The sequence below is a fragment of the Pleurocapsa minor HA4230-MV1 genome (assembly GCA_019359095.1).
GTDB classification, from domain to species: Bacteria; Cyanobacteriota; Cyanobacteriia; order Cyanobacteriales; family Xenococcaceae; genus Waterburya; species Waterburya minor.
On sequence record JAHHHZ010000017.1, the window covers coordinates 1 to 15,231 of the forward strand.

A 15,231-nucleotide genomic window follows, 5' to 3' on the forward strand; every position below is an offset into this window, starting at 1 on the left:
CAACAGAGGTTCAAAGATTTCCCATTCTTGGTCGCTAAGACTGCTGGAATATGCCATGATGATTCGATTGAACTGTCTTTCTTACTTTAATCCATCTTGATAAAAGATCTCAAATGGGTTCTATAGAAACAACAGGAGAATTAAATTACTAGTTGAATTAGAACTGAGATTTACCATCTTCAACGCCTTTCTTGACAGTTTCAACCCTATTGTCAAGAGTTTCTTCTGTGCTGCTAGATTCTTCTACCGATTCAGACTCCTCTACTGCTTCCAATTCAGGAGTTTCAATTTCCGCAGTTTCAGCATCTTGAATTTCTTTGGCAGCTTCTAATTCAGCATCTCCAGCATTGTTATTATCCTCAGAAACTTCAACTTCAGCACCTTGAACTTCTTCGACAGCTTCTAATTGAGTAGTATCTTCGGTGTTTTGATGATCCTCAGAGACTTCTGCTTCAGCATCTTGAACTTCTTGAGTTTCTTGAGGATCTCCTAATTTTATTTCCTGGGGAACTACTTCAGCTGAGTTTTCTACATTACTATCTGCACTATTAATGTCAGGAGTTCCGCTTTGAGCAGAAGCACAAGTGCCTAAAAACGCCGCTAAACCCAAAATAATTGATAAAGCTTTAAATTGAAGTTTCATACTAGTTCTCGGTAAAATTTACTTTACTTGTCTAAGTTGGTCTACACAAGATAAAAATAAAAAGTAAAAAAAAAGATAGATTTAAGAATTCACTCTTGAATCTATCTTTTCAAAAATTATATTTATTTAAAATTTTAAGAGATGTCGGAAACTTTAATATAGATTAAATCGTCATAAAGGTTGCATATAAATATAAGAAGCAACATAAAAGACTAAACAGCATATTTCTAATTGTTTATCTAAGTCTAATCAAAACTTTTAAAAACTCTGCTTAGTCTTTTATGGAAAAAACTAGGATTTATATTCAATTTAAAAATCAAATATTCCTATTTAGTTGGTTTTATGTGAGTGTAAATGAAGCTACTAATAGTAAACTTTTAAAGCCTTATAATTAAATAACTTCGACTATTGGGTACTGAAGACTAAATAATAGCCTAGCTATTATATTCTGCGGCAAACAACTCAAAACCAGCCTGTGATGGATCTTCAGTTGTGGCCACCAGTATTTCGGCTTGCTCATTGGCATAATAGTCTGTAGAACCAAACTCTTGACTTGAAAATTCGTTGGTGCCAAGACTTTGTGTTTCAGTAGTAAATTGTGTTGAATTATAAGCTGTAAATCCATCAATAGCAGTAATATTGTTGTTATTAACAATAGAGTCTTCACTTTTTTCGTTATAAAGACCGTATATAGGTAATCCTTGACTCGAATTTGAGCCGTGACCAATATAGTCACTGCCAACACCTTGGGCAGTATTATTTTCAATCGTAGTCCCATGGGTGGTATCGTTCCACATGAAATGGGCATTAATATTAGAGAAACTGCTATCTCTAAGAGCAACGTCAGTAGTATTAAAAAATTTAACTCCACCAGCATCATGGTTTTGGGGATGTTGGGCAGCTAAATTGACACCTTGTACTGTAACACCACTAACTGTACCTCCTCTGGTATCGCCAACGCCAAGACCTTTTCTGCCCACATCACTGATGTTGCAATTGAGAACCTGAAATCCATCGGCACTGTCGAGGTTAATTCCAGTGTTGTTTTGACCGTCAGTGTTTGGTTGGCTCAGACCAATGTTATTGACATCTAAATTTTGTAGAATTAGATCCGTTGCACCATAGCTGTTAATACCAATATTGGCATTAGTTAATTCTAGGTTTTGGATAGTTGCACCATCAGCATCTTGAGTTATGTTTAAAATAGGATCCCATGAGCCACCACCATCAATTACCGTACCCTCTTGACCAGTAAGTGTGATGTCCTTGTCGATAGTAACTCCAGAAGTAGTATAGGTGTTGTTGCCCAACTCAACTGTGTCGCCATCTTGGGCAGCGACGATCGCCGCTTTTAAATCACCCCCAAAATCAGCATCTACATTAATAACGTTTCCACCACTTTCTACTGGAACATTGCTATCTTGACTAATCGTCTCGGGAAAGACAGAATCACTAACCTCACTTTCTGGAGTAGTGTTTGTGTCTCCTGTATATAGACTATCGGTACCTTCAGTACCTGTTTCAGTGCCTGTTTCAGTGCCTGTTTCTGTGACTGCTTCAGTGCCTGTTTCTGTGACTGCTTCAGTACCTGTTTCTGTGACTGCTTCAGTACCTGTTTCAGTGCCTGTTTCAGTGCCTGTTTCAGTGCCTGTTTCTGTGACTGCTTCAGTACCTGTTTCTGTGACTGCTTCAGTACCTGTTTCAGTGCCTGTTTCAGTACCTGTTAGATTTTCGGTGCTGCCAAAATTATCTGTAGAAGTTGAATCAACATTATTTTCAACAGTTAGGGAATCTTCCATGTTTTTTGCTCTAAATTTCAAGATTTACGTTTTACACTACCAGCAAATGCGAAATTAAGACTACTCTTGATAGTGACAATTTGCCTATAAATCCAGGTAAGGATGCTGTTGTATGCCGAGTTGACGATGTGTATATGAAAAAACGTAACAGGCAAAAGATAAAAATTCGGATAACGTTCAGCAAAATAATCCGCTAAAAACGCTAACAAACATTAAAATTTTATTAAAATATCGAATATTTTTGAGATTTTTGCCTAACGCAAATCGCCTGATTTAAGAGCTTTTAGCCTGAATCATTCAGCTCGCTGTCTGATACCACTAATAGCAGTGATATAAATCTTTGATGATAACTTTAAAAAATATAAATTATTCTTATAAATAAAGAGTTGATTCACATCGCACAGATGTAATAATCAATATCTAGTGTTCAGCAGAAATAACAAAGAATGGACTACGGATAACTGCTATCCTGTTTAAACGGTAGGGCAGTAAGTAAATCTCTATTTATGGCTAATTTTTTGTTAGAAGTCGGTACAGAAGAATTACCCGCAGATTTTGTTAGCAGTGCGATCGCACAGTGGCAGAATAAAATCCCAGCTAGCTTGTCGGAACAGTTTGTCAACGCTAGAACCGTTGAGTATTATGGAACTCCTCGCCGTTTAGCCATATTGCTCAAAGATATCCCCGATCGCCAAGCAGATCGAGAAGAAGAAATTAAAGGCCCTCCTGTAACAGCAGCATTTAAAGATGGACAGCCTACAAAAGCAGCAGAAGGTTTTGCGCGTAAGCAGGGTGTGAGCCTGGAAAATTTAGAAATTCGAGATACTAGCAAAGGTGAATTTGTCTTTATTCAAAAGCAAATTAAAGGTCGTCAGACTAGAGAGATTTTGCCAGAGCTTTGCCTACATTGGATTACAAGTTTAGAAGGTAAGCGCTTTATGCGTTGGGGAGATGGGGAGTTGCGTTTTCCTCGTCCGATTAGGTGGCTGGTGGCGTTGTGGAATAGTGAGGTTTTGCCCTTAGAATTGGTTAATGGTTCAGAAAGTATTCAAAGCGATCGCTTTTCTCGGGGACATAGAGTATTACATCCTGAGACCATAACAATTGCTCAAGCCACAGATTACGTTGAGACAATGCGCTCCGCTGCTGTAGAAGTAGATTGTCTTGCCAGAAAAGAGAAGATTGAGTCAGATATCTTGGCGCAGGCTCAGGAAATTGGTGGGAAAGCAGAAATATACCCAGATTTGCTGGCTGAAGTCATTAATTTGGTTGAATACCCTAGTGCAGTTACAGGTAAATTTGAGGCAGAATTTCTGACGCTACCAACGGAAGTAATCACAACGGTAATGGTTAACCATCAACGTTATTTTCCCGTTCATCAAGAGGGAAGTGGAGCGTTGCTGCCTAACTTTATTACTATTTCTAATGGCGATCCACAAAAGAAAGATGTTATTGCCGAAGGAAACGGTAGAGTTATTCGCGCTAGGCTGGCGGACGCACAATTTTTCTATCAAGCAGATTGCGATGAGCATCTAGATACCTATTTGCCTCAGCTAGAAAACGTCACCTTTCAAGAAGATTTAGGTTCGATGCGGGACAAGGTCGATCGCATAATTGATACGGCGAAAATTATTGCCGAACAGTTGAGCGTTGATGAGTCACAGCAAAATGAGATTGAAAGTACTGCTCTTCTGTGCAAAGCAGACTTGGTAACGCAGATGGTATATGAATTTCCTGAACTACAGGGAATTATGGGGGAAAAATATGCAGTAGTTAGTGGTGAATCAGCAACTGTAGCCAAGGGCATTTTTGAACATTATTTGCCTAGAGGTGCGGATGACATCATGCCTAGTACTCTAAATGGTCAGGTAGTTGGTTTGGCAGATCGCCTAGACACTTTAGTCGGCATTTTTGGTTTAGGAATGATTCCTACTGGCTCATCAGATCCTTTTGCCCTCCGTCGAGCAGCTAACGGCATAGTGAACATTATTTGGTCAGCAGACTTACCCCTTAATCTCAATCAATTACTAGAACAGGGAGCAGCCGATTTTGTTTCTGCCCATAGCGATCGCAGTTCACCTTTAATAGCTTTACAAGAGTTCTTTCTGCAACGAATACGAACACTACTACAAGAAGAAAAGGTTGATTATGATCTGATCAATGCAGTGGTAGGAGACAACGATCCTGAATATAGCCAAAGAGCTTTAGAGGATTTATTAGATATTCGCGATCGCGCTCTATTTTTACAATCAACCCGCGACAATGGCAAACTAAATGAGATCTATGAAACGATTAATCGTTCGGCACGTCTAGCAAGTCAAGGCGATTTGGATACACAGACTTTAAATCCTCAAGGTTTAGTTAATCCTGAACTGTTTGAGGAATCGTCTGAACCAGAATTTTATCAGGCATTAGTAGATTTATTACCCCAGACACAAGCAGCGCAACAAGAGCGCAATTATCAATTATTAATTGATGGCTTAACCAGAATTGTTCCTGTGGTAAGTAACTTTTTTGATGGCGACAATAGCGTCTTAGTCATGTCAGAAAATCCTGACGTTAAACGCAATCGCTTAAATCTTTTAGGACTGTTGCGGAATCACGCTAGGATTTTAGCTGATTTTGGAGCGATCGTTAAATGATTACTAATTACTGATTACTGATTACTGATTACTGATTTTACTATCTTGTCTTATGAAAGAATTGCGATCGCAAAATAAAGTCGCGTGAGGTAAAGTGCGTAAAATAGTTGCGGGAAAATTAGGCGCGATCGCATTTTCTAAAGTCTGCCTAACAACTCCTACCTTATGACTTCCTCCTGCTAGGCAAAAGATTTGCTTCGCAGCACAAATTGCGGGAATAGTTAGAGTATAGGCATAGCTGGGTACGGCTGCTAAATCAGCGAAGTAGCCTCCATTTACCTGTTGTTGGCGCGTCTTAGTTTCTGGCTTGACCAACTTTACTACTTGAGGATCTTGAAAATCGGCAACAGTAGGTTCATTAAAAGCCAGATGTCCATTGTCACCAATTCCTAACATACACAGCTCGATAGTCTGCTGCTGTAATAAATTACTATAGCGATCGCATTCCGCCAAGGGTTGTTGGGCATCTCCTTCGATGTAATGGAATTGACGGGGTTGTACTTGTTTTTCTACTTTATGGCGTAAATAATCACGAAAACTACCAGGATGATCGGCAGCTATACCTAAATACTCATCGAGATGGAAGAAGATAATTCGCGACCAATCTAATTGATTTTCTTGAGCGATCGCTTCTTGATTGGGTCCTAAAGGATACCGCTCCGCATATCGTTTATGGGGATAAACCCCAAGACCACGCCCAATCGCCAGCAAAAAGTCTAGCTGTGAATTGCCTGTCGCTAAAATAATCCTGACAGTTGCTTGCTGCTGTAATAATGATTGCAAATACTCTTGTGCCAGCATCACTATGTCTTGAGTCAACTCAGCAGCAGAAGCGGAGATTCTCACGGATAGATCATCAATTTTGATTACCTGAGTATTAAGGGATGGTAAAGTACGATCTGGCATCTATAAATTAATCGAATTTTTTAGTAGAACATGAGCAATATATCTGACATAGCCGTCAAAAACATCGCAGGCAAATCTGAAACATTTGCTGACTATCAGGGTAAGGTATTGCTGATTGTTAATGTGGCTTCCTACTGTGGCTATACTCCTCAATATAAAGGATTGGAACAGCTAAACCAAGATTACCGCGAACAGGGCTTACGAGTGTTGGGCTTTCCCTGTAATGATTTTGGTGCGCAAGAGCCAGGAACTAATGAAGAAATTGCTAAGTTTTGTGAAACTAGCTATGGCGTTAGCTTTGACATGATGGACAAGGTTCACGCTAAGGGTTCTGAACAACATCCTTTATATCAAACCTTAACTAAAGCTGTTGAGCCAAAGGGTGATGTCGCCTGGAACTTTGAGAAGTTTTTGATCGGCAAACAAGGGGAAGTTGTGGCGCGCTTTGGTAGTGGTGTCGCTCCTACTTCTCCTGAATTAATTCAGGCAATTGAAGCTGAACTTGCTAAGTAAATTGCTAAGTAAATTGGTAAGGGCGAACTACTTTTCGCCCTTGTAATACAATTCCCACTCCAGCTACTTTTTATAAGCTTTAGCGGAAGCGGAAGTCCAAATATAGGCTGCTATGCCAAACGGTAACAAAATAAAGATTGCGCCAGAGGTTATGGGATGCAATCTAACAATACTAATAGAACTCATGGCTGCTATACCTAAACCACAGTAAGCTAAACCGACTAAAGGGATACCCAAAACAAGGAAAGCAAACTTTTTATCATCAGGATTCATATCGCTATTATTAAGTTCAATTATTTTTACCCGTCACTAACTATTGTTGTCCTAATTCTTGAGATCTAGCAGTGGCGGTTTTCACCGCTTCAATTAATGCCGAGCGAAATCCCTCACTTTCTAATTTAGCAACTCCAGCGATCGTTGTTCCTCCAGGACTTGTTACACGATCTTTTAATACTGCTGGATGTATTCCTGTCTCTTTAACCAGAGTAGCTGTACCCAATACTGTCTGAGTCGCCAACTGTAAAGCGATCGCTCTGGGTAATCCTGAAGCTACACCACCATCTGCTAAGGCTTCAATTACTAGCGCCACAAAAGCTGGGCCCGATCCCGATAATCCTGTTACCGCATCCATTGAGGATTCACTTACTTCTACTACTTCACCAACGGCAGAAAAGATTGATTTAGCTTGCTGAATATGTTCTGCTTTGGCATATGTCCCTGGAGCGATCGCCGTCATTCCTACACCTACTGTAGCGGGGGTATTAGGCATGACACGAATTACAGGCTGTTGCGAGAAGGCTTGCTCTAATTTATTGATAGTTACTCCCGCCAGAATGGAAATCACCGTGCTGTTAGGATTGGGTGTAATATTGGCAACTACCAAATCGAATACTTGAGGTTTAATTGCCAGTAATAAAATTTGAGCGTCCGATATCGCAACTTGATTATCAGCCGTTACCCGAACTTGATATTTCTGAGCCAAAAAATCTCTTCTTTCTGTGCTGGGTTCACTGACTAATACGGTGTTAGCCACAAAAACCTGTGTCACTAAAAGGCGGGATAATATAGCTTCTGCCATTATCCCGCCACCAATTATACTGAGGCAAATACTATTAGATTCCATGATCTAATAATACTATCTCAATTGAACTTACTGAGCTGCAACATGGGATTGTTGTCCCCAAGCATCAGGTGCAGGAGTTGTGCGACGTACATGAGCTTCCGGAGTGTGTACGTCTTTAAGAATTCCGTTCAGGCTACTAACTTTAACTGAACTAGGAGTAAACAAGAAGATGCTTTCTCCAACTCGTTCTTGGTGTCCATCCATGGCATAAGTACCGCCAGCAATGAAATCCACGGCTCGTTGTGCTTCTTCAGGATTCATAATGTTGAGGTTTAACACCACTGACTTGCGATCGCGCAATGCCAAAATCACTTGAGGCATTTCTTCAAAAGAATGGGGTTCGATCACGACTACTTCTGAATTACCATTGGTTAATCCTGGCATACCGATTACATTATTAATTTTCATTTCTTGTTTGCGGTTGTTTTTATGGTTGCTGGGAGGTACTTTAGTTAGTTCTGGCTGGTTACCATTGGTGGTAGTTGAAAAATTTTGAGCGTCTATCTCCTCTTGAGCTGGATCGTACTCGGTGTAATCTTCTTCGTCACCTTCGTACTCATTTTCAATGCCAAAAAATTCTTTTAAGGTGTTCAACATATTGCTTATTCTTTCCATTAATTTACGACTTTAATTGGTTGCTCTAATATTTCTTTAAAATTGCTGCTTAGTTACTTAGTTACAAATTAGATTTTTAAATTGAAGTTTTGACTGTACAACTCATATTAGTAGGTTATACTTTGCTAACTTCAGTTTCTATTTAATTTAGTAAACTATCAGCTTCATTCTCAAAAGCTAATGAGAAAGTGGCTGTATTCAAAGAAATATTTTATTTGGCGCCTCAATTCTACTCCACCTAATTATAAATGGCAGCCTTAAGGCAATCTATTTTTGATTTAATTCTATTTGCCTTAAGTTTTTGTTACATTTATTGATATTTAAAGGGAATTTGTAGTTAGTCGCGATTAAATTATTTAGCTTGGGGAATAGGTTGTGGTTGTGGTTCTGGATTTGGTACTGGCTGAGGTTCGGGAGTCGGTAATGGTTGCGGGATAGGTGTCGGTACAGGTTGAGGTTCGGGTACTGGTTGGGGAGTAGGGTTGGGACGAGTTGGAGGTGTTTCAATCATGGTAGATATTCTTTAGATATGGTTTTTGTGGTGTTTAATAATAGAGGATTAAAGGGAATACTTTTATCAATGAGCAGTGAACATTGAACAATTGATTAATTAGGCTTAAGACCTCTTTTTAGTGAACAGTGAACATTGCTCACTGTTGAAAAGCGCACCAGATTTGCTCACTAAGTTTTTTGCTAATTTTTGATCAATGATCTAAATTGACATTCGTTATAGGTTTTATTTTTTCTCATTAATAATTGTTGATAATTTTTTCTAAATAACAAACATTTGATAATTTGTGTTTGCTATTTAATATTAGAGAGTATAGACTTCTTTTGGAATTTTACATCTAACCGTTTAAGATGATAATCAAGCATTGACGCATCTATACTTGGCATTTCTTGATAGCAAGTAGGGCAAAACCAATAGACTCGATGGTGATTTATATGTCTCAGTAAATGATCATGGCAGCAAATACAATTGTTCATTTTATGACTCCTTATTTTTCTTAATAAATCTCTCACACCAATCAAATGTTTCCACTACAAGAAACTTGCGATTTTCAAAAGAGTTTATTTAAACAAGAAAAAAAGAAATTGTGTCAATATTTGAGATTTTTTTGTGGTTATAAATTAATTGTATAAATCATTGCGTTTATTCTGTCTCTGACCATCGATAGAGTTCTTATTTTATTTAACAAAACTTTATTTATCACTGTTTTTTAAAATACTTTTTAATCTTTAAAATATCAAATTTAAGTTTTATAAATGTATTTTATTTGAAACCGCACAATGTTTCTGCCAAAATGAGTAAACCGTTGCCAAGTACTCAAACTATTAATTTAATTTGGGTGCAAAAAATTGGTTAACTATGTCCGTTCTCCAAAAATCGTTCTACCTAAACGAATTTTGCTGGCTCCTGCTTGGATAGCCAGTTGATAATCTCCAGACATTCCCATCGATAGTTCTGTCATGGTCAGATTTGCGTAGTTCTTTTGTTTTATGGTCGTTGATAATTCTGCCACCTTTTCAAATGCTTTAAGAATCTCCACCGAAGATAAACCCCAAGGTAAGATTGTCATCAATCCCTGAATATTGAGTCGCTCAAATTGATTAAGTAGTTCTAGATCTTGTAATAAATTGTCAATTTCCCAACCATATTTATTCGGATCTGACAAAACTTTTACCTGGAGAAAAACTTTAGGCATCAAATTGAGTTCGGCTGCCAAGCTATTCATTCTCTGTGCCAAAGATAAACTATCTACTGAATGAATCCAGGCAAAATTTTGCAAAACTTTTTTGGCTTTATTTTTTTGAATATGTCCAATAAAATGCCAATCAACATCAGTTAAATCCTTTAGCTGTTCTTGTTTTAATAACGCTTCTTGAAGTCGGTTTTCGCCAAAATTTCTGATGCCTGCTCTATAAGCCTCCCGCATCGCTTCAACGCTAACTTGCTTGGTAATTGCAATCAGCTCGACATTTGGAGGGATTTCCTGTCTAATTAAGGCGATTTTCTGCGAAATATAGCCTGTCATACGGTTAATCTTTAAATTTGAATCACAAAACTACAGAAAAGTACGTTGATAAATAGCCTGTAGCTGCTGATGCTTTTCTGTTTCTCGATCTAACAACAATCTGCGCAACAAACTTTCAATCAACAGGCGAGCCTCTGTTCGGCTAATGGGTTCAAAAGAAAAAGCGTCGTTACTAACACTTACAGTAAAAAACAAGCGTTGAGCGTATAGGGTAGTAAATAATTCTTGATTATCTTTCAACAGACATATTCTGTAGAGGAGTCCAAAAGTAGGGTGATTTAGATAAACTTCATTGGGTTGATTATTCACTCTGTAATTCAATTAATTTTTTACTATAGACTCAAGAATATTCTAAAAATTATACTATCCGCCCTTCACTCCAGGAAATACAAAAAATACTTAAACTGTAGCTCTTGATTATAATCAATAATTATTTTGTTACTTGATAAATTTTTAAAACTATATATAGGGTAATATGAGCTAAAAGTTTTAAAAGAAACGCTATATATAGCAAAACTTAAGCTATAGTATACTGAGCAAACTCTAATCTAGTTGTTTCATCAGCCTCCTTTACCTGGAAAATTTCGCGTAAAGATATGAAATCTAATCAAAATACTGTTTGCCCAATAGTTGAAAATTTAGCCTTTTTTAGCCTCAGACTATATGCAGCCAACCTCGCCGTTAACCAGCAACTCAATGTCAACCGCTAATTCAGTAGCAGATGCGAGCAAGCCTTTTGTACCTTCTAGTCAAGTTGCCACAGAAATAAGATCTCAACAACCAAATACAGATTCTAGCAGTTCTGGGGTATTACCTTCGATACCAGAAACGACATCAGACAATACTGCTACGCCTATTTTAGTCATGAGACGAGATGGCTCACCGACTAACTTAGATATAACCAAAATTCGGGCTGTAGTCGAATGGGCTTGTACGGGGCAAAACGTTAACTCCATCACTTTAGAGGCTGGCTTAACTACTAGATTACGCAATGGTGTTACCACTAGAGATATTCAGGATAATCTAATTGACTGTGCTTTAGGCATGTGCAGCCCTGATGAACCAGCCTGGCGTTATGTGGCAGGTAGACTGCATATCTGGAGTCTCTGGAAAGATACTCAAGTCAGCCGAGGATTTGGCTACGGTGATTATTCGGCGGCAGTAGAATTTCAGGTAGCTGCCAAACGTTACGATCGCCAAATTTTGCAATATTCCACCCAAGAGTTAGTTGAGGCGGGAACTTGGATTAACCCCGATTGGGATCGAGATTATGATTACGCTGGGGCGGTATTGTTAACCAAACGGTATTTGTTAACTAATGAACTACCTCAAGAAGCTTATCTTACCTGTGCTTTGCTGTTGGCTTCCAAGGAACAGCCAGAAGTTAGATTGACTGTCGCTAGAGCATTTTATGAAGCGATCGCCCAACGTAAAATTTCCTTAGCCACGCCGATTTTAGCTAATTTGAGAATTCCTCAAGGTTCTTTGAGTAGCTGCTTTATTATTGGCATGGACGATAATTTAGAGAGCATTTTTGCCGAGATTACCAATGCAGCCAGAATTTCCAAAAATGGTGGTGGTGTGGGGGTAAACGTGAGCCGTATCCGCGCTACTGGTAGCTGGGTAATGGGCAAAGAGAATGCTTCTGGGGGGGTAATTCCCTGGATTAAGTTACTTAATGATACAGCGATCGCGGTTAATCAGGGTGGGCGTAGAGCTGGGGCGGTTACTATTGGTTTAGATATTTGGCATTTAGATGTGCCTGAGTTTTTAGAGATGCAGGCGGAAAATGGCGATCGCCGTCGGAAAGCTTACGATGTCTTTCCCCAATTGGTAATTGTCGATGAGTTTATGCGTCGAGTGGAAGCCAAGGAACAATGGACATTGGTAGATCCTTACGAAGTTAAAGAACAGCTGGGGATTGAGCTAGCTCAAGAGTGGGGCGATGGTTTTGAGGCTGCCTATCAGACTATTGAAGCGGAATTAGGCAAGAAAATTAAGCTTTACAAGCAGGTTGATGCTCGTGAGTTGTTTAAACACATCATGCGGAGCCAGGTTGAGACAGGAATGCCCTACCTCGCCTTTAAAGACACCATCAATCGGGCTAACCCAAATAAGCATGAAGGATATATTCCTGGAGTAAATCTTTGTTGCGAAAGCTTTAGTAATGTTAAGCCAGGATTAGAGGCGCACTGCTGTAATTTGGTATCTCTTAACCTAGCCAATTTGGAGCAAGCAGAAATAGCCGACGCTGCTAAGTTAGCCGTGCGCATTTTGGATAATACAATCGAGATTACTCAGCCTCCCTTTAAAGACAGCAAAACCCATAACGATAAGTACCGCACCATTGGAGTAGGCTGCATGGGATTAGCCGACTGGTTAGCAAAACGCCATTTGAGCTATCAAAGCCTAGCAGAAATTAGTCATCTGTTTGAAGAGGTGGCATATTGGTGTACCTCCGCCTCCATGGAACTAGCAAAAGAGCGTGGCGCTTATACTGCTTTTCCTGGTAGTGAATGGAGTAAAGGTAAATTACTCGGTTCTAAGTCTTTATCAGAGATCTTACCCCTAACGAACGATCGAGAACGTTGGCAACAGCTATCTCAGGATGTTCAAACCTATGGTATTCGTAATTCCCATATTACAGCGATCGCACCAAATACTTCTTCGTCTTTAGTACAGGGATGTACCGCGAGTATTCTCCCTACCTACAGTAAGTTTTTCTATGACAAGTGGGCAAAAGGTACTGTACCCATCGCTCCACCCTTTATTGAAGACTGTTTTTGGTTCTATCGGGAAAATAAAAGTCTTGACCAGAAAATTGTAGTTAAAGCCGTGGCGGTAATGCAGCAGTGGATTGATACAGGTATCTCCATGGAATTACTGTTCAATCTTAATCAAGGAATATATTTCTCTGACGAACCTCAAAGAGCAGTCAAAGCCAAGGATATCTTTGAAACTCTAGTTCTGGCATGGAAAGAAGGTTGTAAAGCAGTTTATTACGTTCGTACTGTCCAGAAGGACGACTTCAAGGAATCCAGCGAAGGTTGTGTAGCCTGTGCAAATTAGTGGTGCGTAGCGTTAATTAATGCCTCTCATCCTGTTGATTAACTAGGACAATGTGCTTACTCCCGTAACAGTTTGCCCAAATTGATCGATAGCGCGATCGCTACTAAACATGAAGCATATAATGTGCGAATTTTTGGCAGTGTTGCTAATAGAAAAAGTCCTTATAAATAAATAGCTAGCTGGCTACGTGTGTAGCCTTTTACATTTGCCAGTCAAAGCAAAATTTTGTTAAGTTAAAAAGTCTCAGATGAAAAATGTAGCAAGGTAGTGGTAAAACTGAATTTTATTTTATCCACATTGTTTTTGTAAACTTATGAGTAACTTACAAGAGATTGAAGCTGCTATTAGTAAGCTATCCGCAGATGAACTAGCAGCTTTCCGAGCCTGGTTTGCAGAATTCGATGCTGAAATATGGGATCGGAAATTTGAGGAAGATGTTGCAGCAGGTCGGCTTGATGGGTTAGCAAATCGGGCATTACAACATTTACAAGAAGGACGTTGTAACGACCTGTGAGACATCGTGCAACTCCTGACTTCTGGTATCACTATCGACAATTACCAAGTGAAATTCAAAACCTAGCGGATCGATGCTACAACCTACTCAAACAAGATTCTCGGTATCCATCATTACATTTCAAAAAGGTAGGTCAGTTTTGGTCAGTGCGAATTGGCATTCACTACCGTGCTTTGGCTGTAGGGGAAAATGATGAAATTGCGTGGTTTTGGATTGGAACACATGCAGAATATGACCAATTGTTAAGAGGTGGATAACGCCAGCTAACAACGGTGTTGCAGCCGACTGTTTAGAGAGATTGGTGGTTAAGAAGATCGCTCAATGACGCGAGCGCTTGCCAATACAGCAATAGACTACTAGTTACAATGATATTTATATTTTGTCTTAACTATCTGCCATGCCAATTAGTAGTGAAGTACTCAAACAAGACTTAGATCGACTAACTAATGAACAGCTTCAGCAAGTAGCCGATTTTATTGATTTTCTAAAATTTCGCGATCAACGTCGTCACAAAATTGTTATCGATCCTAGTCAACTTGAATCTCTCGCCACGGAATTTGGTGAAGAAGATCTTGCTTTGGCTGAAGCTGGCATGAGTGATTATACAGCAATGCTTGAACGCGAAGATAAGTTATGAATCTTAAACGAGGTGATGTTTGGTTAGCAGATCTCAACCCAACACAAGGTTATGAACAAGCGGGTACTCGTCCTATCATCATCTTTCAGAACGATCTTGTTTCTCGGTTTTCAACCACAATTCTTACTATTCCTCTGACTACCAATCAGCAATGATGCGAGATGAACTCATCCAAAAGATCAAACAAGCCTTTGCGGATGTAACGTATCCGGGCGACAATGATCTTACAGCAAGCAGCTACGGCGATGAACCAGCGGCACTAATCGAGGAGTTCTCTGGAAAAAAGGATTGGCAACAACTTGATTCCCAGTTTTTGGATCAAGCCCCTGACGGCTGGGGATCTGCTTTGTCATTTTTCTCCAATAACGCGCTTCAATTCTATCTTCCTGCCTACCTAATTGCTGATATTCGTGGCGAACTAAGGCGTGTTGACCCAGCATATCGTTTGTGTTCGTACTTAGCCTTCCCAGGAGAGACAAAAATTGCGAAGATCTGGGGTGGCGGAACTATGGAAGAGCTTGCCCGTGAAGAATTTAATCGTTACGATGTGGCAAAGGTATCCGCCATCGTTGCTTACCTTCAGTGGAAGCTGGAATCTGTTGAGGAGGATATTTTAATCGAGGAGGCTCTTGTAAATTATTGGTTAGACCGTAATGTTGGTAATGACTGAAGTCGTAAGTCATGTAGACAGATAACAAGCGCATGCACTCGGAACGGATTTATACGCCATTGCT

The 15,231-nt window shown here is 39.5% G+C and carries 17 protein-coding genes; 8 read left to right on the forward strand and 9 right to left on the reverse strand.

What is annotated here, in order from left to right:
* Positions 1-157 precede the first annotated feature (157 nt).
* Positions 158-643, reverse strand: coding sequence for a hypothetical protein (locus KME09_07270; GenBank protein MBW4533724.1), 486 nt, complete (start codon positions 641-643; stop codon positions 158-160).
* Between the two features lie 434 nt (positions 644-1,077).
* The gene (locus KME09_07275) at positions 1,078-2,442 is read right to left on the reverse strand and encodes a hypothetical protein (GenBank protein ID MBW4533725.1); all 1,365 of its coding nucleotides are present in this window, start codon (positions 2,440-2,442) and stop codon (positions 1,078-1,080) included.
* A 506-nt stretch (positions 2,443-2,948) separates the two neighbouring features.
* Between KME09_07275 and glyS the strand changes: the two genes are divergently transcribed.
* Positions 2,949-5,084 (forward strand): glycine--tRNA ligase subunit beta, encoded by a 2,136-nt coding sequence (gene glyS / locus KME09_07280; GenBank protein ID MBW4533726.1) that lies wholly within the window; start codon positions 2,949-2,951, stop codon positions 5,082-5,084.
* Positions 5,085-5,105: 21 nt separating this feature from the next.
* Here the strand turns inward: glyS and KME09_07285 are convergent, their stop codons facing one another.
* Complete coding sequence (locus KME09_07285; GenBank protein MBW4533727.1) at positions 5,106-5,990, reverse strand: glucosamine-6-phosphate deaminase; 885 nt, start codon at positions 5,988-5,990, stop codon at positions 5,106-5,108.
* A gap of 30 nt (positions 5,991-6,020) precedes the next feature.
* Between KME09_07285 and KME09_07290 the strand changes: the two genes are divergently transcribed.
* Positions 6,021-6,503 (forward strand): glutathione peroxidase, encoded by a 483-nt coding sequence (locus KME09_07290; protein ID MBW4533728.1) that lies wholly within the window; start codon positions 6,021-6,023, stop codon positions 6,501-6,503.
* 63 nt (positions 6,504-6,566) lie between these two features.
* Here the strand turns inward: KME09_07290 and KME09_07295 are convergent, their stop codons facing one another.
* The 6 genes from KME09_07295 to KME09_07320 all read right to left on the reverse strand — a co-directional run bounded on the left by KME09_07295 (position 6,567) and on the right by KME09_07320 (position 10,598).
* Positions 6,567-6,776: a hypothetical protein gene (locus KME09_07295; protein ID MBW4533729.1), complete on the reverse strand. Its 210-nt coding sequence runs from the start codon at positions 6,774-6,776 to the stop codon at positions 6,567-6,569.
* 40 nt (positions 6,777-6,816) lie between these two features.
* A complete protein-coding gene (gene proC / locus KME09_07300) occupies positions 6,817-7,626 on the reverse strand; it encodes a pyrroline-5-carboxylate reductase (GenBank protein ID MBW4533730.1) in 810 nt (269 codons plus the stop codon).
* Between the two features lie 27 nt (positions 7,627-7,653).
* Positions 7,654-8,223 carry a cell division protein SepF gene (locus tag KME09_07305; GenBank protein MBW4533731.1) on the reverse strand — a complete coding sequence of 190 codons (570 nt, stop codon included), beginning with the start codon at positions 8,221-8,223 and terminating at the stop codon, positions 7,654-7,656.
* A gap of 370 nt (positions 8,224-8,593) precedes the next feature.
* Entirely contained in the window at positions 8,594-8,752 is a 159-nt protein-coding gene (locus KME09_07310; protein MBW4533732.1) for a hypothetical protein, read from the reverse strand.
* An 856-nt stretch (positions 8,753-9,608) separates the two neighbouring features.
* Positions 9,609-10,277: a YggS family pyridoxal phosphate-dependent enzyme gene (locus KME09_07315; protein ID MBW4533733.1), complete on the reverse strand. Its 669-nt coding sequence runs from the start codon at positions 10,275-10,277 to the stop codon at positions 9,609-9,611.
* A gap of 30 nt (positions 10,278-10,307) precedes the next feature.
* Positions 10,308-10,598 carry a PipX family protein gene (locus KME09_07320; GenBank protein MBW4533734.1) on the reverse strand — a complete coding sequence of 97 codons (291 nt, stop codon included), beginning with the start codon at positions 10,596-10,598 and terminating at the stop codon, positions 10,308-10,310.
* Between the two features lie 342 nt (positions 10,599-10,940).
* On the opposite strand from KME09_07320, the gene KME09_07325 reads away from it, so the two are divergent.
* From KME09_07325 to KME09_07350, 6 genes are all read left to right on the forward strand, one after another.
* On the forward strand, positions 10,941-13,346 hold the full coding sequence (locus KME09_07325; GenBank protein ID MBW4533735.1) for a ribonucleoside-diphosphate reductase subunit alpha: 2,406 nt from the start codon (positions 10,941-10,943) through the stop codon (positions 13,344-13,346).
* Positions 13,347-13,659: 313 nt separating this feature from the next.
* Entirely contained in the window at positions 13,660-13,860 is a 201-nt protein-coding gene (locus tag KME09_07330; GenBank protein ID MBW4533736.1) for a hypothetical protein, read from the forward strand.
* Entirely contained in the window at positions 13,857-14,117 is a 261-nt protein-coding gene (locus KME09_07335) for a hypothetical protein (protein ID MBW4533737.1), read from the forward strand. The genes KME09_07330 and KME09_07335 overlap by 4 nt, the downstream gene beginning before the upstream one ends.
* 140 nt (positions 14,118-14,257) lie before the next feature.
* Entirely contained in the window at positions 14,258-14,497 is a 240-nt protein-coding gene (locus KME09_07340) for a hypothetical protein (protein MBW4533738.1), read from the forward strand.
* Entirely contained in the window at positions 14,494-14,652 is a 159-nt protein-coding gene (locus KME09_07345) for a type II toxin-antitoxin system PemK/MazF family toxin (protein ID MBW4533739.1), read from the forward strand. Before KME09_07340 ends, KME09_07345 begins: the two co-directional genes overlap by 4 nt.
* The gene (locus KME09_07350) at positions 14,649-15,167 is read left to right on the forward strand and encodes a hypothetical protein (protein ID MBW4533740.1); all 519 of its coding nucleotides are present in this window, start codon (positions 14,649-14,651) and stop codon (positions 15,165-15,167) included. Before KME09_07345 ends, KME09_07350 begins: the two co-directional genes overlap by 4 nt.
* Positions 15,168-15,231 lie beyond the last annotated feature (64 nt).

Excerpts from the sequence above, each read along its gene's own strand:
- glyS (MBW4533726.1), top strand. The coding sequence starts at position 2,949 with ATGGCTAATTTTTTGTTAGAAGTCGGTACAGAAGAATTACCCGCAGAT.
- KME09_07330 (MBW4533736.1), top strand. The coding sequence starts at position 13,660 with ATGAGTAACTTACAAGAGATTGAAGCTGCTATTAGTAAGCTATCCGCA.
- KME09_07285 (MBW4533727.1), bottom strand. The coding sequence starts at position 5,990 with ATGCCAGATCGTACTTTACCATCCCTTAATACTCAGGTAATCAAAATT.
- KME09_07325 (MBW4533735.1), top strand. The coding sequence starts at position 10,941 with ATGCAGCCAACCTCGCCGTTAACCAGCAACTCAATGTCAACCGCTAAT.
- proC (MBW4533730.1), bottom strand. The coding sequence starts at position 7,626 with ATGGAATCTAATAGTATTTGCCTCAGTATAATTGGTGGCGGGATAATG.
- KME09_07340 (MBW4533738.1), top strand. The coding sequence starts at position 14,258 with ATGCCAATTAGTAGTGAAGTACTCAAACAAGACTTAGATCGACTAACT.
- KME09_07315 (MBW4533733.1), bottom strand. The coding sequence starts at position 10,277 with ATGACAGGCTATATTTCGCAGAAAATCGCCTTAATTAGACAGGAAATC.
- KME09_07275 (MBW4533725.1), bottom strand. The coding sequence starts at position 2,442 with ATGGAAGATTCCCTAACTGTTGAAAATAATGTTGATTCAACTTCTACA.
- KME09_07350 (MBW4533740.1), top strand. The coding sequence starts at position 14,649 with ATGATGCGAGATGAACTCATCCAAAAGATCAAACAAGCCTTTGCGGAT.
- KME09_07305 (MBW4533731.1), bottom strand. The coding sequence starts at position 8,223 with ATGTTGAACACCTTAAAAGAATTTTTTGGCATTGAAAATGAGTACGAA.
- KME09_07310 (MBW4533732.1), bottom strand. The coding sequence starts at position 8,752 with ATGATTGAAACACCTCCAACTCGTCCCAACCCTACTCCCCAACCAGTA.
- KME09_07270 (MBW4533724.1), bottom strand. The coding sequence starts at position 643 with ATGAAACTTCAATTTAAAGCTTTATCAATTATTTTGGGTTTAGCGGCG.
- KME09_07290 (MBW4533728.1), top strand. The coding sequence starts at position 6,021 with ATGAGCAATATATCTGACATAGCCGTCAAAAACATCGCAGGCAAATCT.
- KME09_07345 (MBW4533739.1), top strand. The coding sequence starts at position 14,494 with ATGAATCTTAAACGAGGTGATGTTTGGTTAGCAGATCTCAACCCAACA.
- KME09_07295 (MBW4533729.1), bottom strand. The coding sequence starts at position 6,776 with ATGAATCCTGATGATAAAAAGTTTGCTTTCCTTGTTTTGGGTATCCCT.